Origin of the sequence: Coralloluteibacterium thermophilum (genome assembly GCF_042654365.1) — a bacterium.
In the GTDB taxonomy this organism is placed as follows: Bacteria; Pseudomonadota; Gammaproteobacteria; order Xanthomonadales; family Xanthomonadaceae; genus Coralloluteibacterium; species Coralloluteibacterium thermophilum.
Genome location: NZ_JBHSGG010000003.1, coordinates 88,788 through 105,918, shown reverse-complemented (window position 1 = coordinate 105,918; position 17,131 = coordinate 88,788). Strand labels below are relative to the sequence as shown.

General features: G+C 68.5%; 24 protein-coding genes and 1 tRNA gene. 17 read left to right on the top strand and 8 right to left on the bottom strand.

Going from position 1 to position 17,131, the window contains the following annotated elements:
• Window positions 1–4 precede the first annotated feature (4 nt).
• The 17 genes from ACFO3Q_RS02905 to ACFO3Q_RS02825 all read left to right on the top strand — a co-directional run bounded on the left by ACFO3Q_RS02905 (window position 5) and on the right by ACFO3Q_RS02825 (window position 9,333).
• On the top strand, window positions 5–523 hold the full coding sequence (locus ACFO3Q_RS02905) for a hypothetical protein (RefSeq protein WP_377003119.1): 519 nt from the start codon (window positions 5–7) through the stop codon (window positions 521–523).
• 143 nt (window positions 524–666) lie between these two features.
• On the top strand, window positions 667–852 hold the full coding sequence (locus tag ACFO3Q_RS02900) for a hypothetical protein (protein ID WP_377003118.1): 186 nt from the start codon (window positions 667–669) through the stop codon (window positions 850–852).
• 300 nt (window positions 853–1,152) lie between these two features.
• A complete protein-coding gene (locus ACFO3Q_RS02895; RefSeq protein ID WP_377003116.1) occupies window positions 1,153–1,596 on the top strand; it encodes a hypothetical protein in 444 nt (147 codons plus the stop codon).
• A complete protein-coding gene (locus tag ACFO3Q_RS02890) occupies window positions 1,596–2,492 on the top strand; it encodes an ATP-binding protein (RefSeq protein WP_377003115.1) in 897 nt (298 codons plus the stop codon). The genes ACFO3Q_RS02895 and ACFO3Q_RS02890 overlap by 1 nt, the downstream gene beginning before the upstream one ends.
• Window positions 2,493–2,494: 2 nt before the next feature.
• The gene (locus tag ACFO3Q_RS02885) at window positions 2,495–3,151 is read left to right on the top strand and encodes a hypothetical protein (RefSeq protein WP_377003114.1); all 657 of its coding nucleotides are present in this window, start codon (window positions 2,495–2,497) and stop codon (window positions 3,149–3,151) included.
• Entirely contained in the window at window positions 3,148–3,678 is a 531-nt protein-coding gene (locus ACFO3Q_RS02880) for a hypothetical protein (protein ID WP_377003113.1), read from the top strand. Before ACFO3Q_RS02885 ends, ACFO3Q_RS02880 begins: the two co-directional genes overlap by 4 nt.
• Window positions 3,666–3,914: a sigma factor-like helix-turn-helix DNA-binding protein gene (locus ACFO3Q_RS02875; RefSeq protein ID WP_377003112.1), complete on the top strand. Its 249-nt coding sequence runs from the start codon at window positions 3,666–3,668 to the stop codon at window positions 3,912–3,914. Before ACFO3Q_RS02880 ends, ACFO3Q_RS02875 begins: the two co-directional genes overlap by 13 nt.
• Window positions 3,914–4,183 (top strand): hypothetical protein, encoded by a 270-nt coding sequence (locus ACFO3Q_RS02870; RefSeq protein ID WP_377003111.1) that lies wholly within the window; start codon window positions 3,914–3,916, stop codon window positions 4,181–4,183. The genes ACFO3Q_RS02875 and ACFO3Q_RS02870 overlap by 1 nt, the downstream gene beginning before the upstream one ends.
• Window positions 4,180–4,437, top strand: a complete 258-nt coding sequence (locus ACFO3Q_RS02865; protein ID WP_377003110.1) for a hypothetical protein — start codon at window positions 4,180–4,182, stop codon at window positions 4,435–4,437. Before ACFO3Q_RS02870 ends, ACFO3Q_RS02865 begins: the two co-directional genes overlap by 4 nt.
• Window positions 4,434–5,492: a DNA-methyltransferase gene (locus ACFO3Q_RS02860; protein WP_377003108.1), complete on the top strand. Its 1,059-nt coding sequence runs from the start codon at window positions 4,434–4,436 to the stop codon at window positions 5,490–5,492. The genes ACFO3Q_RS02865 and ACFO3Q_RS02860 overlap by 4 nt, the downstream gene beginning before the upstream one ends.
• Window positions 5,489–5,842, top strand: coding sequence for a hypothetical protein (locus ACFO3Q_RS02855; protein ID WP_377003107.1), 354 nt, complete (start codon window positions 5,489–5,491; stop codon window positions 5,840–5,842). The genes ACFO3Q_RS02860 and ACFO3Q_RS02855 overlap by 4 nt, the downstream gene beginning before the upstream one ends.
• A 69-nt stretch (window positions 5,843–5,911) precedes the next feature.
• Window positions 5,912–6,232 (top strand): hypothetical protein, encoded by a 321-nt coding sequence (locus ACFO3Q_RS02850; RefSeq protein WP_377003106.1) that lies wholly within the window; start codon window positions 5,912–5,914, stop codon window positions 6,230–6,232.
• Window positions 6,229–6,678, top strand: a complete 450-nt coding sequence (locus ACFO3Q_RS02845; RefSeq protein WP_377003105.1) for a hypothetical protein — start codon at window positions 6,229–6,231, stop codon at window positions 6,676–6,678. Before ACFO3Q_RS02850 ends, ACFO3Q_RS02845 begins: the two co-directional genes overlap by 4 nt.
• Window positions 6,671–7,171 (top strand): DUF1643 domain-containing protein, encoded by a 501-nt coding sequence (locus ACFO3Q_RS02840; protein ID WP_377003104.1) that lies wholly within the window; start codon window positions 6,671–6,673, stop codon window positions 7,169–7,171. The genes ACFO3Q_RS02845 and ACFO3Q_RS02840 overlap by 8 nt, the downstream gene beginning before the upstream one ends.
• Entirely contained in the window at window positions 7,168–7,641 is a 474-nt protein-coding gene (locus ACFO3Q_RS02835) for a hypothetical protein (RefSeq protein WP_377003103.1), read from the top strand. Before ACFO3Q_RS02840 ends, ACFO3Q_RS02835 begins: the two co-directional genes overlap by 4 nt.
• Window positions 7,638–7,781: a hypothetical protein gene (locus tag ACFO3Q_RS02830; protein ID WP_377003102.1), complete on the top strand. Its 144-nt coding sequence runs from the start codon at window positions 7,638–7,640 to the stop codon at window positions 7,779–7,781. Before ACFO3Q_RS02835 ends, ACFO3Q_RS02830 begins: the two co-directional genes overlap by 4 nt.
• 10 nt (window positions 7,782–7,791) lie before the next feature.
• Window positions 7,792–9,333 (top strand): recombinase family protein, encoded by a 1,542-nt coding sequence (locus tag ACFO3Q_RS02825; protein WP_377003174.1) that lies wholly within the window; start codon window positions 7,792–7,794, stop codon window positions 9,331–9,333.
• Here ACFO3Q_RS02825 and ACFO3Q_RS02820 read toward each other — a convergent pair.
• The 8 genes from ACFO3Q_RS02820 to nuoH form a co-directional block, all read right to left on the bottom strand.
• Window positions 9,290–9,366 (bottom strand) — tRNA-Met (locus ACFO3Q_RS02820). The two genes, ACFO3Q_RS02825 and ACFO3Q_RS02820, sit on opposite strands and share 44 nt — an antisense overlap.
• Window positions 9,367–9,434: 68 nt before the next feature.
• Window positions 9,435–10,892, bottom strand: coding sequence for an NADH-quinone oxidoreductase subunit NuoN (nuoN, locus tag ACFO3Q_RS02815; RefSeq protein ID WP_377003101.1), 1,458 nt, complete (start codon window positions 10,890–10,892; stop codon window positions 9,435–9,437).
• A 15-nt stretch (window positions 10,893–10,907) separates the two neighbouring features.
• Complete coding sequence (locus tag ACFO3Q_RS02810; protein WP_377003100.1) at window positions 10,908–12,419, bottom strand: NADH-quinone oxidoreductase subunit M; 1,512 nt, start codon at window positions 12,417–12,419, stop codon at window positions 10,908–10,910.
• A 13-nt stretch (window positions 12,420–12,432) separates the two neighbouring features.
• The gene (gene nuoL / locus ACFO3Q_RS02805; protein WP_377003099.1) at window positions 12,433–14,514 is read right to left on the bottom strand and encodes an NADH-quinone oxidoreductase subunit L; all 2,082 of its coding nucleotides are present in this window, start codon (window positions 14,512–14,514) and stop codon (window positions 12,433–12,435) included.
• A 4-nt stretch (window positions 14,515–14,518) separates the two neighbouring features.
• Window positions 14,519–14,821, bottom strand: a complete 303-nt coding sequence (nuoK, locus tag ACFO3Q_RS02800) for an NADH-quinone oxidoreductase subunit NuoK (protein WP_377003098.1) — start codon at window positions 14,819–14,821, stop codon at window positions 14,519–14,521.
• Window positions 14,818–15,492, bottom strand: a complete 675-nt coding sequence (locus tag ACFO3Q_RS02795; protein ID WP_377003097.1) for an NADH-quinone oxidoreductase subunit J — start codon at window positions 15,490–15,492, stop codon at window positions 14,818–14,820. The genes nuoK and ACFO3Q_RS02795 overlap by 4 nt, the downstream gene beginning before the upstream one ends.
• A gap of 11 nt (window positions 15,493–15,503) precedes the next feature.
• Window positions 15,504–15,992 carry an NADH-quinone oxidoreductase subunit NuoI gene (gene nuoI, locus ACFO3Q_RS02790; protein ID WP_377003096.1) on the bottom strand — a complete coding sequence of 163 codons (489 nt, stop codon included), beginning with the start codon at window positions 15,990–15,992 and terminating at the stop codon, window positions 15,504–15,506.
• A 4-nt stretch (window positions 15,993–15,996) separates the two neighbouring features.
• Entirely contained in the window at window positions 15,997–17,061 is a 1,065-nt protein-coding gene (gene nuoH / locus ACFO3Q_RS02785; RefSeq protein ID WP_377003173.1) for an NADH-quinone oxidoreductase subunit NuoH, read from the bottom strand.
• Window positions 17,062–17,131 lie beyond the last annotated feature (70 nt).

Here is a 17,131-nt window from a genome sequence, read left to right as displayed (position 1 = left end):
CAACATGCTCCAACTCGAAAAGCACGACGCCTTCTTCGCGGCCGTGACCCTGGTCAACGAGAAGCACGGCGAGGAGAACGTCAAGGCGACCAGCCTGCGCTTGCGGCTGCGCGGCCCCAACACGCTGCTGGATGCGATCAAGCCCGGCCTGCGCCAGTTCCTCTACCGCCCGGCCGCACCCGGTGAGCAGATCGACCTGTACCAGGGCGTCGAGGATCTGGTCGCGCTGCGCGATCCGCGGCTTAAGCAGCTGAAGTTCGACGACGAGTTCCCGGGCTACACGCTGACCCTGCACACCGGCCTCGGCCTGAGCAGCGAGCTGGTGTTCCGCGACGTGACGCTGAGGCGCTTCGCGGTCGCCGCCATCGAGGGCGGCAGTTGCGAGATCACGTTCAGCGCGCTGGTGCACCCCACGCGCATCGAGATGGGGAACCTCGGCGCGCTGCTGCAGGAGTCGAACGAGATCACCCTCGCGCCGCCGACCGGCGCGGAGGCCGGCACGCAGCAGGACCTGGCCGCATAGCACGGGCCTGAGCCGCGCAGGTGCGCGTCGCGACTCGGCGGTAGCGACGCGCCTCACGGAATCGCCAGCCCCAGGCGTCGCGGCAGGGGCACCTCTTCAACGAACCGCGCCGGCCGGATACCGGCATCAGAGGAAGGCAACACATGAGCATCGAAGTCGGCAAGACCTACCAGCTCCGCACGGGCAACCTGCGTACCAAGTCGGGCAAGAGCGAGAGCGCGAAGGTCACGCAGCTGCAGAAGAACGGCCGTGGCTACACCGTGCACTTCACGGTCGGCAAGGACGCGAAGCAGCTCGGCCTCGGCGAGTTCCAGCGCCGGGTCGCCTGATCCCGCGCTGCCTCCCTCCGCGCGCCGGGCGCGAGCGTCATCCCGGCACCTCTTTCGGCAGCGGCGCACATCCCGGGCGGCGTCGCGCCGCTGCCAACTTCCACGGCCCTGCCCGCGCGCCGCTCCCCACGGCGCGACGGATCCCCACCGCTGTGGGCAGGGCCTCCTTCTTCCAACACCGCGCCGGGCGGTACCCGGCAGAGGACCACATGCAGGCGGACGACATCACCGACTGCGATGGCTTCCCGGACGTGACCGACGACCGGGAACCCGATCTCCCGACCTACGAGGACACAGCCCATGGCTTGCACCGGCCAAAGCGTGATTCACGGCCACAAGAGACGCCGGAAGCAGACGCCGACCTATACCTCATGGAACGCGATGCTGGCGCGCTGCCAACGCCCTAGCTGCCCTTCCTATCAGTGGTACGGGGGTGCAGGGGTTCGCGTGTGTGACCGATGGCAGGTCTTCGCCAACTTCTTGGCGGACATGGGGGAGCGACCGGAGGGAACCACCCTCGACAGGATCGACAACTCCCGGGGCTATGAGCCTGGCAACTGCCGCTGGTCGACTCCGCGCCAACAAAGCCAGAACCGTTCTTGCGTCCGTCCGATCTCGTTTCGCGGCAAGTCCATGACGCTTCGGGAGTGGGCGGAGAAGGCCGGCATCAAGCGAAGCACCCTCGCGCAGCGGATCTATGTGTACCGCTGGCCCATCGAGAAAGCCCTAAAGGAGATCACCTAATGCCCCTCCGGATCACCCGCTCTTCTGACCCGATCACGGTCGAACGCCTGAACCTCTGCATCTACGCACCGCCTGGCCTGGGCAAGACCACCATGGCGTTCACGGCCGAGGCTCCGCTGCTCCTGGACTTCGACCAGGGCGCGCACCGCGCCGCGAACCGCAAGGACACCGTGCGCGTCACCAGCTGGAACGACGTCGCCGGCATCACCGAGGCGGACCTGGCCGACTACAAGACGGTCATCGTCGACACGGCCGGCCGCGCGCTCGACGTGCTCAGCGCCGACATCATCCGCGGCAACCCGAAGCACGGCCGCGGCGGTGCCCTGACCCTGCAGGGCTACGGCGAGCTCAAGGCGCGGTTCGTCGCGTTCCTGAAGCTCCTGAACGGCTTCGGCAAGGACGTGGTGCTGATCGCCCACATGGACGAGCAGCGAAACGGCGACGACATCATCGAGAGGCTCGACGTCCAGGGCGGCAGCAAGGGCGAGATCTACAAGGCCGCGGACGCCATGGGCCGGCTGTTCGTGAAGGGCGGCCAGCGGCAGCTCGACTTCAGCCCGCGCGACGGGAGCTTCGGCAAGAACCCCGGGCAGCTCGACGTGCTCGACGTCCCTCACCCGAGCCGCGACCCGCACTTCCTGGCTGGCGTCATCCAGCAGATCAAGGATCGACTCAACGCGCTGACCGAAGAACAGCGCGAGGCGCAGGAGCGCCTGGAGAAGTGGCGTGCAGCGCTGAACGACGTCGAGGACCTCGACGGGATCAACGCCATCCTGTCGGACGCGAAGGACGCGCCGAAGGCCCACAAGGCGCTGCTCCACGAGCGCGCGACGAAGCTGGGCCTGAGCTTCGACGCGAAGGCCGGCGAGTACGTGCGCGCCGCGGAGGCGGCCTGATCATGCTGGTGCGCGTGTCCGACATCGACGCCTTCCGCCGCTGGCGGGAGGACCCGGAGAGCGAGCTGGGCGACCTGCTGGCGAACCTCCGGCGCGAGACGCCGGCATCCGAGGCGATGCTGGCCGGCACCGCCTTCCACGCCGCGCTGGAGACGGTCCAGCCCGGTGAAGTGGATCGCCTGGAGGCGCAGGGCTACACGTTCCTGATCGACGCTGACGCCGATCTGGCTATCTCGGAGATCCGCGAGCTGCGCGCCGGCAAGGACTACGTGATGCCGGACGGCTACGTGGTGACGGTCTCGGGCCAGGTCGACGCCCTGCAGGGCAAGCGCGTCGAGGACCACAAGACGACCGGCCAGATGGACGCCGAGCGGTTCTTCACCGGCTACCAGTGGCGGTTCTACCTCGACATCCACGACGCGACGACCTTCCGCTGGAACGTGTTCGAGCTCGCGCCGGCGTCGGAGCGACGCATCGAGGAGATGCGCAAGCGCGGCGAGGTGGTGCCGGACGGCCCCGTCTACGTGGTGCGCAGTTGCCACCGCCTGGAGCAGTACCGCTACCCCGAGATGCAGGCGGACTGCCAGGCGCTGGTGGAGGCGTTCTACGCCTTCGCGCGCGTGCACCTCCCCGAGCGCATCGCGCAGGAGGCTGCATGAAGCGCCGCCCCGTCTTCCGCGGTCCGCATGAGCGCCGGGTGCACGCCCGCAACATGCGCATGATCCGCGACTACTACGAGCTGGAGCTGACCCCGGCCCAGCTCGCTGCGGACTACCACCTGCACCCTGAGTCGGTGCGCGCGATGCTGCGCCGCTACCACGTCACCCGGCACCGGACCGAGGGCAACTCGCGGCGCACGGTGCGCGCCTGCGGCCTGACCGACCACGAGCTGGCGGCCAAGCTCGGCATCCCGGTGCGGACGCTCTGGCGCCGTCGGGCGAAGCGCGTGGCGCTGCAGTCGCTGGTGCGCCAGGGCGACGCGCGGCACCCACCGGCCGAGCACATCGCTCGCATCCTCTCCCTGCACGCCCAAGGCCTCTCCCGGCGCGCCATTGCCCGAGAGCTGGGCATGGCGCACGGCACGATCATTCGCCGCTGCCGCCTGCTCGGGCTCTCCTTCAACGCACAGAGCCGCCGCGGCTGGCACGCCCAGCAGCGCGCGAAGGAGAACCCATGCGCAGCCTGACCTGGACCATCGGCGGGAGCTCGCCCGCCGTGGCCACTCCCCTCATCGCCGTCCCGAGGCTGCTGGATCGGCCGCGCCTCGTGCGCGGATTTGACCCGGCCCGAGAGGCGCGGATCGTCGCGCTTGCACAGCACGAGAGCTACCGGAACGTCGGTGCCATCTTCGGGATCAGCGGCGAGCGCGTGAGCCAGATCGTGCGGCGGGCACAACGCCGCGCGCAGCCGAGGGCTGCCTGATGGCCCGCTCTCGGATTCAGCATGCGCAGCTGACGCCGGACACGCTCGCAGGAGCGATCAAGCTGCGCGCCGAAGCTGCTGACATCACGCTCGGCGAGCTAGCGAGAGTGGCGGGGATGCGTCCGAATTCACTGCGCGCCCGACTGTCCATATCCCGTGGCAAGCGCGCCCTGCAGCCGTGGCAGTGCTCCCAGATCGCGAAGGCGCTGTCCATGGATGAGCAGGAGCTCCACCGGCTCGCGGCGAAGCAGGAGGGCTGGAAGGTATGACCCGCCACCTCCTCGACCGCAGGCCCAGCCGAGGCGGCGTATCCAGCTGGGGCCGCAGCTCCGCCGACGGCGCCGTGCTCTACCGCCTTTTCCGCCGCGACCACACCCGCCGCGTGCACATGCAGACGCTCGGGTTCGCCGCCGGCACGCCGCGCCCCGCGATCGCCGCAGCCCTGCGCGCCGCCCGCCACCAGCTCCGCGACCGCGTCGACGAGATCGACCTGGCCGCGCTCTACGCGCAGGAGGCAGCGTGATCCACGTCGGCAACTGCCTGGACATCCTCCCCACGCTGGAGGCGGAGTCCGTCCAGACCTGCATCACCTCGCCTCCGTACTTCGGGCTGCGCGACTACGGGGTCGACGGGCAGCTGGGGCTGGAGGCAACGCCGGCGGAGTTCGTGTCGGCGATGGTCGCGGTGTTCCGCGAGGTTCGCCGCGTGCTGCGCGACGACGGCACGCTGTGGCTGAACCTCGGCGACAGCTACGCCGGCAGCGGCAGGGGTGGGATGTCGGGCGGCGGCGCCAGTACGCTGCAGGGTGGCCGTGACAGCCAGGCGCAGGCGCCGCGGTCTGATCGCGAGGTGAGCAGCGCTCAGCGCATGCACTGCCCGGCGGTGCGCGGTAGTCGCCTGCCGGCGGGCCTGCACGAGTCGCAGCGGCAGGCGGGCGCCATCGGCAGGGCCTGGGTACCACCGCCGGCGGGGCTAAAGCAGAAGGACCTCATCGGTATTCCTTGGCGCGTCGCGTTCGCTCTGCAAGAGGATGGCTGGTACCTCCGCCAGGACATCATCTGGCACAAGCCGAACCCCATGCCAGAGAGCGTGCGCGACCGCTGCACGAAGGCCCACGAGTACCTGTTCCTGCTGTCGAAGTCGCCGCGGTATTACTTCGAGGCCGACGCAATTGCCGAGCCCGTAGCCGAGTCCAGCGTGTCCCGTCTGGCGCAGCCGACCCTGGCGCAGCAGGCAGGTAGCTCGCGCGTCCCCGGCAAGACCAACGGGAACATGAAGGCGGTCGGCGGCAGCGAGACCCGCAACAAGCGCAGCGTGTGGTCGGTGCCGACGGTGCCGTTCAAGGAGGCGCACTTCGCCACGTTCCCCGAGAAGCTGATCGAGCCGTGCGTGCTCGGCGGCAGCCGCCCCGGCGACCTGGTGCTTGATCCGTTCCTCGGCGCCGGAACGACCGCTGTCGTCGCTCAGCGGCTCGCCCGGAGGTGGATCGGCTGCGAGCTCAACCCCCATTACGCGGAGATCGCGCGCGAGCGCCTCGCCGGCACATCAACAGGCTTCCCTTTCGGAGACGCAGCATGACCCTCACCACCGTCGCCTGGCGCACCGGGCACGCCCACACGGGCTACACGCTCCACGACGACATCCAGCCCGGCGCTGAGGCTCTGGTTCTGCGCGCGGATGCTGAGCGGGAGATCGAGCGGCTGCAGGCGGACATCGAGACCATGCGCGAGTGCCTGCGCGAGGCCGTCGGCGACGACGGGTCCGACTGGCAAGACGCTGACGGATGGCCCATCGGGCGCTTCCTCACGCCGGCGGTGGCCGGCGACTACACCGCGGCGCGCGCGGAGCTGGAAGCGCATCGCGCCGAGGTTGCAGCGGTCGCGGCCGAGATGCAGGAGGACGACGAGGAGGCCACCGGCCATGGCTGAGCGCGAGTGGGAACTCGGCGATGGCGGCTCTGTAGTTCTGGCTGAGCCGAAGACGAAGGAGAAAAGGTGATGCCGCACGGGATCTACGTTGCCGACCACGCCGCATCGATGCTTGCATGCGCCGGGCAGAAGTGGCGGCCCAGCAATGGCACCGAGGGCGAACTGTTCATTGGTTCCTGGTGTGCCGAGTGCAGCCGGGACGCTACGGGCGGCTGCTCCATCCTCTCAGCGACCTTCGCGCACGAGGTCACCGACGAGGCCTACCCGCCGGAGTGGCAGATCGGTGGCGACGGCCAGCCGCGCTGCTCGGCATGGCTGGCGCTCGACGACCCGCCGAAGGAGCGGTGCGAGCAGACGGCGGACATGTTCGCGGAGGGCAGTGGGCAATGACTGGCGCCACTACGATCATCGCCCCGCGCGCGCCGGCTACCGGCCGTGGATGGTCGGAGCTGCCGCGACCGCCCTCTTTCGCCACGCTCGGCTACACGGCCCGTGCCTTCCGGCACGCCCAGCGCGGTCTGCTCGTCATCTCCGCCGTGGAGGTGGCCAAGGACGCCGACGGCGTCGACCGGGGACCGGAGTACCACCTGAGCGTCAGCCGCGAGCCAGGGCGGCGCTGCAGCTCTGCCGACGCGCGCCAGGTGCTGCGCGACTTCGACTTGGACGAGGCCGAGGAGGACAACCACGTCGCGAACGCCATCGTGCGCAACTTCTGGCGCCCCGTGGCGGACCGCTTCGTCGGCATGGAATGCGGCTGCAAGGCCGAGGAGACCGCCATCGTCGAAGACCGTGGCGACTACGTGTGGCGCCACGCACCGGAGCAGCGCCGTGGCTGACGTGATCTCCCGCTCGGCCGAGCTGTCGCCCTGCGGCCGCTACCGCTACACGCTGACGCGCACCCTGCCCGGCCTGTTCGCCGGCAGCGGGACGTGCTGCTTCGTCATGCTGAACCCGTCTGTCGCAGATCACACCGTCGACGACCAGACCATCCGCCAGTGCCTCGGCTTCACCCAGCACTGGGGCTTCGGTCGGCTGCTGGTGGTCAACCTGTTCGCGTGGCGGGCGACTCTGCCCAGGGACATGCTCGCCGCCATCGACCCGGTAGGGCCCGCCGCCGACGCCTGGATCCTGCGCGCCGCGCGAGAGGCGGACCTGATCGTCTGCGCCTGGGGCGAGCACGGCAGGCACCGCGGCCGCGGCGAGGCGGTCCGCCAGCTGCTCGCCGGCGCCGGGCACCGGCTCCACCACCTCGGGCTGACCGCCACGCACCGGCAGCCCCGTCACCCCCTGTACCTGGCGCGCGAGACGCGCCTCGAGGAATGGACATGACCCGATACGCCAGCGGAACCGACGTCAGCAGCGACCGCAGCCGCAACGAGATCGAGCGCACGCTACAGCGCTACGGCGCCGAGAGCTTCATGTATGGCACCACGCGCACGCGCGCCGTGGTCGGCTTCCAGGTCGAGGGTCGGCAGGTCCGGTTCGAGCTGCCGATGCCTGACCGGCAGGACCGGGCCTTCACCCACACGGAGGGCCGAGGTCAGAAGCGCAGCGACACGCAGGCGCACGCGGCGTGGGAGCAGGCATGCCGACAGCGCTGGCGCGCGCTCGCCCTGGTGATCAAGGCGAAGCTCGAGGCGATCGAGTCGGGCATCACCGACTTCGACAGCGAGTTCATGGCGCACCTGGTTCTGCCGACCGGGCAGACCGTTGGCCAGGCCATGCTGCCGCGGCTGGAGGAGGCGCGGCGTACGAACGCCATGCCCGAACTACTGCCGATGCTGGAGCCGCCACGATGAACGACCCGATGAATCAGCTCGTCGCCGCGCTCGCAGATGTGCTCGTTGAGGATTATCTGCGAGAGATCGCCAGCGGCACCAACGCGTCGAACGACGGGCAGGAAAATCCCGCGTGTCCGAACCTACCCAACGCCGCATAGCATTCGCCGAATGAGAATCGCCGCCTACGCCCGCTACAGCTCCGACTCCCAGCGGGAAGCCTCGCTCGAGGACCAGCTCCGGAACTGCCGCGCCTACGCCGCACGCCAGGGTTGGCCGGAGCCTCGGGTCTACACCGACGCCGCGGTCTCCGGCGCGCGCAACGACCGCAACAACTTCCTGCGCTTGCTGGCCGACGCGCCGCAATACGACGTGCTCCTCGTCGATGACCTGACGAGGTTCGGCCGCGACAAGGACGAGCTCGGGAAGACGATCAAGCGCCTGACGTTCTCCGGCGTGCGCCTGATCGGCGTCAGCGACGGCACCGACACCGGCAGGAAGGGGCACAAGCTCGACGTCGGTTTCCGCGCGCTCATGTCCGAGCACTTTCTCGATGACCTCGCCGACAAGACCCACCGCGGCCTGACCGGCCGCGCGCTCGACGGAGCCAGCGCCGGTGGCCTGCCCTACGGCTATCGCGTGACGGAGGTCGGACGGCGAGCCATCGATGCCGAGCAGGCCACCGTCGTCCGTCGGATCTACGCCGAATACATCGATGGTGCCTCGCCGCGCGCAATCGTCTCCGGGCTGAACCGAGATCGTGTGCCGTCGCCGCGTGGCAGCACGTGGTCGATCAACGCGGTACGTGGTGACGTGAAGCGCGGGATCGGCATCCTCGCGAACCCCATCTACGTGGGCCGCCAGATCTGGAATCGGAGCCACTGGGTCAAGCACCCCGACACCGGGCGCAGGGTGCGCCAGGAGCGGCCGGAGCACGAGTGGATCGTCAGGGAGAAGCCCGAGCTAGCCATCATCGACCGCGCGACGTGGGATGCCGCGCAGGCGCGCCAGCGCGGCCGGAGCAAAGCAACCGGCACGGCCGGGCGTCCTCCTCGGCACCTACTGTCCGGCATTCTCCGCTGCGGTGGATGCGGCGGGCCGATGTCGATCATCGACCGCTACAACTACGGGTGCGCCACCGCGAAGGCACGCGGCGGGGTATGCCCTGATCCGATGCGAGTCCGCATCCGGGACGCGGAAGACTCGCTGCTCGCGTCCATCCGGACTGATCTCCTGACCGAGCGCCGATTCGCTGAGCTGCAGCGAGAGGTAACTGCTCGGCTGCGGAAAGCCGCACCCGATGAATCCGCTGCGCGGCGTCGCCTCGCCGAGGCGGAGCGGGTCCGCGAAAACATCATGGCGGCGATCCGGGCCGGCATCATCACACCGAGCACGAAGGCGGAGCTGGAGCGCGCCGAGGACGACGTGCGCGCGGCAACGGCAGAGATCGAGGCGGTGCGCAACTTCCGCCCTGCGACGCTCGTGCCCAGGTTGCGCGAGCGCTGGGAGCGGATGGTGGCGGACCTGGCTGAGGCTGGAAAGCGTCGTCCGGCTGCGCGCCAGGCCATCGCGCAGTTGATCGGAACTGCGACCGTCAGAAACGAAAACGGCGACCTCGTTGCCGAGATCGCCGCTTCGGAATCTACGCTGGAGCAGGCGCAGATAAGTTTGGTAGCGGGGGCAGGATTTGAACCTGCGACCTTCGGGTTATGAGCCCGACGAGCTGCCAGACTGCTCCACCCCGCATCAGGAGCGAAATTGTAACGGTTCTTCGTCCTGCGGCGCAAGCCTTTCGCGACGAAAAACCGGCGCGATCATGAACCGGCGAACGCGCGCTGGCACCACGCCATCAGCGGGCTCCAGAAGATGCCCAGCACCAGCAGGCCGAACGCGTTGACGGTGAACACCGCGCGCAGCGGACGGTCCGGATGCGGCAGCACGTCCAGGCCGTGCACCGGCGCGTCGAAGAACATGACCTTGATGACGCGCAGGTAGTAGTACGCGCCCACCACCGCGAACACGATGCCGACGATCGCCAGCCACAGCATGTCGGCGCCGACCGCCGCGCGCAGCACGGCGAGCTTCGCCCAGAAGCCCAGCAGCGGCGGCACGCCCGCGAGCGAGGCCATCACCAGCATCACCATCCAGGCGTGCCAGCTGCTGCGCTGGTTCAGGCCCTTGAAGTCGTCGATGCGCTCGGCCTCGAAGCCCTGCCGCGACAGCAGCACGATGGCGCCGAACGAGGCGGTCGCCATGACCGCGTAGCTGATCGCGTAGAACATCGCGGAGGCGTAGCCCTCCGGGGTCGCGGCGGCCAGGCCGAGGAACAGGAAGCCGACGTGCGAGACCGTCGAATAGGCCAGCATGCGCTTCAGGTTGGCCTGCGCCAGCGCCAGCAGGTTGCCGATCACCAGCGACAGCACCGCGAGCCAGGCGACCGCGTCCTGCCAGTAGACGGCGACCGGGCCCGCCCCGCTCTCCAGCAGGCGGTAGGCCATGCCGAAGGCGGCGAGCTTGGGTGCCGAGCCGATGAACACGGTGATGGCCGTCGGCGCGCCGTGGTAGACGTCCGGGATCCACATGTGGAACGGCGCCGCGCCGAACTTGAAGGCGACGCCGGTCAGCACGAACACCACGCCGAACAGCAGCAGGCGCTGGTCGCCGCCCGCGGCGGCCACCGAGTAGATCTGCGCCAGGTCGAGGCTCCCGGTGGCGCCGTAGATCATGGACATGCCGTAGAGCAGCATGCCCGAGGCGAGCGCGCCGAGGACGAAGTACTTCATCGCCGCCTCGGAGGCGCGCGCGGAGTCGCGGTCCATGGCCACCAGGGCGTAGGTCGACAGCGCCATCAGCTCGAGGCCCAGGTAGACCATCACCAGGTTGCCGGACGACACCAGCAGGAGCATGCCCAGGATGGACAGCAGCACCAGGAGATGGAACTCGCCCTTGAACAGCTTGCGGTCGACCAGATACGGCTTGGCGTAGAGGAAGGACAGGATGCCCACGCCGCAGATCACCGCCTTCATGACGTCGCCGGCGAGGTCGCGCACCACCATGCCGCCGAAGGCGATGCCGGGCTCGGCGCCGACCCCGACCGCCAGCCAGCCGGTCACGGCCAGGATCGCGATGGCGAGGTAGTGCGTCAGCGCGCGACGGTGCTGCGGCACGAACAGGTCCGCCACCAGCAGCGCGAAGGTCGCGGTGACCAGGAACAGCTCGGGCACGACCGGGACCAGGTCGGCGACGGTGGGCATGACGGGGGTAGTGGTCATCGGATCGGCGTCTTCTTAAAGCTTGCTGGTCGCGATCTGCGCGGCCAGCTGCGCGATCGAGACGTCCATCAGGTCGATGAGGGGCTTCGGGTAGACGCCGAACAGCAGCGTGCCCGCGGCGAACACGCCCAGCACCAGCGCCTCGCGCCCGTTGATGTCGGTGAGCTTGGCGACGTGGTCGTTGGCGACCGGGCCGAACATCACCCGCTTCACCAGCCACAGGCTGTAGGCGGCGCCGGTGATGAGGGTCGTCGCGGCCAGGAAGGCCAGCCACGGATTGGCCTGGAAGCTGGCCAGGATGACCATGAACTCGCCGACGAAGCCCGAGGTGCCCGGCAGGCCGGCGTTGGCCATCGCGAAGAACACCATGAACACGGCGAACCACGGCATCACGTTGGCCACGCCGCCGTAGTCGCCGATGGCGCGGGTGTGCATCCGGTCGTAGAGCACGCCGATGCAGGAGAACATCGCGCCGGAGATGAAGCCGTGGCTGATCATCTGCACCATCGCGCCCTGCAGGCCGAGCTGCGCGGCGTCGATGCTGTCGCCCCGCACCAGGGCGAAGGCGATGAAGGTGCCCAGGGTGACGAAGCCCATGTGCGCGATCGACGAGTACGCGACGAGCTTCTTCATGTCCTGCTGGACCATCGCCACCAGGCCGATGTAGACCACGGCGATCACCGACAGGACGATGGGCAGCCAGGCCCATTCGTGCCCGGCGTCCGGCGTGATCGGCAGGGTGAAGCGCAGGAAGCCGTAGCCGCCGATCTTCAGCATGATCGCCGCCAGCACCACCGAGCCGCCGGTCGGCGCCTCGACGTGCGCGTCGGGCAGCCACGTGTGCACCGGGAACATCGGCACCTTGACCGCGAACGCCGCCAGGAAGGCGAAGAACAGCCACATCTGCTCGGTCTGGGTGAGCGGCAGCGCGGCGAGGTCGGCGAGCTGGAAGCTGCCGCCCTTCAGGTACAGGTAGATCAGCCCGACCAGCATGAAGACCGAGCCGAGGAAGGTGTAGAGGAAGAACTTCATCGCCGCGTACACGCGCCGCGGGCCGCCCCACACGCCGATGATGATGAACATCGGGATCAGCATGCCCTCGAAGAACACGTAGAACAGCATCGCGTCCATCGCGGCGAACACGCCGATCATCAGGCCTTCCAGGATCAGGAAGGCGCCGTAGTACTGCTGGGCGCGCACGTCGATCGCGCGCCAGGCGCCGACCAGCACCAGGGTCGTGGTGAGCGCGGTCAGGGCGATCAGCGCGACCGAGATGCCGTCCACGCCGAGGTGGTAGCGGATGTCGTAGGCCGGGATCCACCTGCGGTCCTCGACGAACTGCATCGCGGTCTGGCTGGCGTCGAAGCCGGCGATCAGGAACACGCTCGCGACCAGCACGACCAGCGACACGCCCAGCGAGAACCAGCGCGCGGACTCCGCGCGGCGGTCGCCGAAGGCGAGCGTGAGTGCGCCGCCCAGGATGGGCAGCCAGACCAGCAGGCTCAGGAGGGGCCAGTTCGAACTCATGGGCTGACTCTTGTTATCCGACGATGCGCATGAGCGCGAACAGCAGCGCGATCACGCCGACGATCATCGCGAACGCGTAGTGGTAGAGGTAACCGGACTGCAGCCTGCGCAGCACCGCGCCGAGGCGGTCGACCACGAAGGCCGAGCCGTTGACGGCCACACCGTCGATCACCGCGGTGTCGCCCGCCTTCCAGAAGGCGCGGCCCAGCTTCACGCCGCCGCCGGCGAAGCCCTTGATCCAGAGATCGTCGAAGCCGTACTTGTTCTCGAGGATGCGGACCAGCGGCGACAGCGCCTTGCGCGTCCTGGCCGCGACCGACGGCTGGAACAGGTAGATCCAGGTCGCCGCCGCGAAGCCCGCGAAGGCCAGCCAGAACACGGGCGAAGCGTAGAAGTGGAAGCCGAACGCCACCGCGCCGTGGAACAGCTCGCGGCCGAGCACCGCCACGGTGTCGTTCTCCGGCAGCACGAAGATCGCGCCGTCGAAGAAGTCGCCGAAGAGCATCGGCGTCACGGTGAAGAAGCCGATCAGGATCGACGGGATCGCCAGCAGCACCAGCGGCAGGGTCACCACCCAGGGCGACTCGTGCGGCTCGACCGGGCCGTGGTGGCCGTGGTCGTCGTGCGCAGGGTCGTCGGCCTTGACCTGGACCTCGGCGTCGGTGTGGTGCACGTCGCCGTGCCCCTCGGCGTGCGCCTCGTGCGCGTGCGCGTCGCGGAAGCGCTCCGGCCCGTGGAAGGTCATGTACAGCAGGCGGAAGCTGTAGAAGCTGGTCACGAACACGCCCAGCAGCACGCACCAGTACGCGTAGTGCTGCACCCAGCCGCCGCCCTCGCCCGCCACGCCGGCGGCCTCGATGATCATGTCCTTCGAGTAGTAGCCCGAGAAGAACGGCGTGCCCACCAGGGCCAGCGTGCCGATCAGCGCCGTGATCCAGGTGATCGGCATGTACCTGCGCAGGCCGCCCATCTTGCGCATGTCCTGCTCGTGGTGCATGCCGATGATCACCGAGCCCGCCGCGAGGAACAGCAGCGCCTTGAAGAAGGCGTGGGTCATCAGGTGGAACACCGCGGCCGAGTACGCCGAGACGCCCAGCGCCACGGTCATGTAGCCGAGCTGCGACAGCGTCGAGTACGCCACCACGCGCTTGATGTCGTACTGGATCAGGCCGATCAGACCGGTGAAGAAGGCCGTGGTCGCACCGATGAAGAGCACCAGTTCCAGCGCGGTCGGGCTCATCTCGAACAGCGGCGACATGCGCGCCACCATGAAGATGCCCGCGGTCACCATGGTCGCGGCGTGGATCAGGGCCGAGATCGGCGTCGGGCCTTCCATCGAGTCCGGCAGCCACACGTGCAGCGGCACCTGCGCCGACTTGCCCATCGCGCCGATGAACAGGCAGATGCAGATGAAGGTGGCCGCGGCCCAGTCGTAGCCCACCAGCCCCGCCATGGTCTGGCCTTCGAGCGACTGCACGTTCGCGAAGACGGTGCGGTAGTCGAGCGAGCCGAAGAAGTACAGGATCGCGGCGATGCCCAGCAGGAAGCCGAAGTCGCCCACGCGATTGACCAGGAACGCCTTCATGTTGGCGAACACCGCGGACGGCCGCTTGAACCAGAAGCCGATCAGCAGGTAGGAGACCAGGCCCACCGCTTCCCAGCCGAAGAACAGCTGCAGGAAGTTGTTGCTCATGACCAGCATGAGCATCGAGAAGGTGAACAGCGAGATGTAGCTGAAGAAGCGCTGGTAGCCCGGGTCGTCGTGCATGTAGCCGATCGTGTAGACGTGCACGAGCAGCGACACGAAGGTGACCACGACCATCATCATCGCGGTGAGGCGGTCGACCATGAATCCGACGTGGGCCGAGTAGCCGCCGATGTCGAACCAGGTGTAGACGTTGCCGTAGAACGGCTCGGCGCCCGCCGCGACCAGCTGGTACAGGACGTAGACCGAGGCCGCGCAGGACACCGCGACGCCGAGGATGGTGACGGTGTGCGCGCCGGCGCGGCCGATCTGGCGGCCGAAGAAGCCGGCGAGGATCGCGCCCAGGAGCGGCGCGAGCACGACGGTCAGAAGCAGATTCTGGCTGAGCACCGCCTTACCCCTTCAACGTATCGAGCTCGGCGACGTTGATCGTGCGCCGGTTGCGGAACAGCGTGACCAGGATCGCCAGGCCGATGGCGGCCTCCGCGGCGGCCACGGTCAGGATGAAGAACACGAAGATCTGGCCGTGCACGTCGCCGAGGAAGCGCGAGAACGCGACGAAGTTGACGTTGACCGCGAGCAGCATGAGCTCGATCGACATCAGCAGGACGATGACGTTCTTGCGGTTGATGATGATGCCGGCGACCGAGATGCAGAACAGGATCGCCCCGACCGCCAGATAGTGACCCAGGGTCATCGCTGCCCCTCCCCGTTGCGTTGCGCCGCGGCGTCCACCTCGGCGGGAACCTCTGCCGTACCGCGGCGGGCGGTCGGCGGCATGCTGACCATGCGCAGGCGGTCCGCCGCGCGCACGCGCACCTGCGCGCTCGGATCCTGGTGCTTGGTGCCCGGGCGACGGCGCAGGGTGAGCATCATCGCGGCGATCAGCGCCACGGTGAGGATCACCGCCGCCACCTCGAAGGGCAGCAGGTAGGCCGAGAACAGCGTGCGACCGATCCACTCGAGGTTGCTCAGCCCCGCCGCGGTGGCGGGATCGACCTCGCTCAGGCCGGTCGCGGCCCGGCCGGACATGACGCCGATCAGGGTCAGCATCTGCACCAGCATGACGGCCGCCACGGCGATGCCCACCGGCAGGTAGCGGATGAAGCCCTCGCGCAGCGGCGCGACGTTGATGTCGAGCATCATCACCACGAACAGGAACAGCACCATCACCGCGCCGACGTAGACCAGCACCAGCGCGATGCCGAGGAACTCCGCATCGATCAGCAGCCAGAGGCAGGCGGCGGAGAAGAAGGTCAGCACCAGCGCCAGCACCGCGTAGACCGGGTTGCGCGCGAGGATGACGCCCAGCGCCGCGGCGATCATGGTCGCGGCGAAGACGTAGAAAGCGATCAGGTGGAAGTCCATGCGCGAAATCCTTAGCGGTAGGCCGAGTCGAGCGTCTTGCGCTCGGCGATCTCGGCCTCGAAGCGGTCGCCGATGGCCAGCAGCTGCGGCTTGGTGACGATGTTCTCGCCGCGCTTCTCGAAGTGGTACTCGAGGATGTGCGTCTCGACGATGGAGTCCACCGGGCACGACTCCTCGCAGAAGCCGCAGTAGATGCACTTGAACAGGTCGATGTCGTAGCGCGTGGTGCGGCGGGTGCCGTCGGCGCGCTGCTCCGAGTCGATGGTGATCGCCAGCGCCGGGCACACCGCCTCGCACAGCTTGCAGGCGATGCAGCGTTCCTCGCCGTTCGGGTAGCGGCGCAGCGCGTGCAGGCCGCGGAAGCGCGGCGACTGCGGGAACTTCTCCATCGGATACATGACGGAGTACTTGGGCCGGAACAGGTACTTCAGCGTCAGCCCGAGGCCGCGCAGGAGTTCCAGCAGGAGCAGGCTCCGGAAGTAGTTGACGACTCGATTCATGGCATCAGGCTCCGGTCGCGCCGAACCAGCCCAGGTACACACCCACGGCAGTGACGAAGACCCACACGATCGCGATGGGAATGAACACCTTCCAGCCCAGGCGCATGATCTGGTCGTAGCGGTAGCGCGGGAACGAGGCGCGGAACCAGATGAAGGCGCTGGCGAAGAAGAACACCTTGATGAACAGCCACCACCAGCCGCCGACCGCCAGCCACGACAGGCCCGGCACGCCGTCCAGCCAGCCCTGGAACGGGCTCAGCCAGCCGCCCAGGAACAGCAGCGGGATCAGGAAGCTGATCAGGATCATGTTCGCGTATTCGGCGAGGAAGAAGATCGCGAACGCCGAGCCCGAGTACTCCACGTGGAAACCCGCGACGATCTCCGACTCGCCTTCCGCCACGTCGAACGGGGCGCGGTTGGTCTCCGCGACGCCCGAGATCCAGTAGATGACGAACAGCGGGAACAGCGGCAGCCAGAACCAGCTGAAGATGCCCGCGTCGCCGGCCTGCGCCATCACGATGCCCGAGATGTTCATCGTGCCCGCGGCGATCAGCACGCCGACCAGGGCGAAGCCCATCGCGATCTCGTAGCTGATGACCTGCGCGGCGGAGCGCATCGCGCCGAGGAAGGCGTACTTCGAGTTGGAGGCCCAGCCCGCGAGGATGATCCCGTACACGCCCATCGAGGTCATCGCCAGCAGGTACAGGAGACCGGCGTTGGCGTTGGACAGCACCAGCTGCGCGTCGAACGGGATCACCGCCCAGGCCGCGAAGGCCGGGGCCAGCGCGATCAGCGGCGCGATGGTGTAGAGCGCGCGCTGCACCTGCGTCGGGACGACGATCTCCTTGAACAGCAGCTTGAAGACGTCGGCGAAGGCCTGCAGCAGGCCGCCCAGGCCCACGTACATCGGCCCGTGGCGGACGTGCATCCAGCCGATCAGCTTGCGCTCCCAGAGCACGTAGAAGGCCACCGCGACGATCACCGGCACGGCGATCGCGAGGATCTTGATGACGATCCACAGCAGGCTGCCCACCAGGCCGAACTGGTCGGTCAGGGCCGCGCCCCACATGCCGGGCGACAGCAGGATCGTCGCCAGGCCCGGCGCCTGCGCGGCAGCGGTCGCGAGAAAGGACATCGAC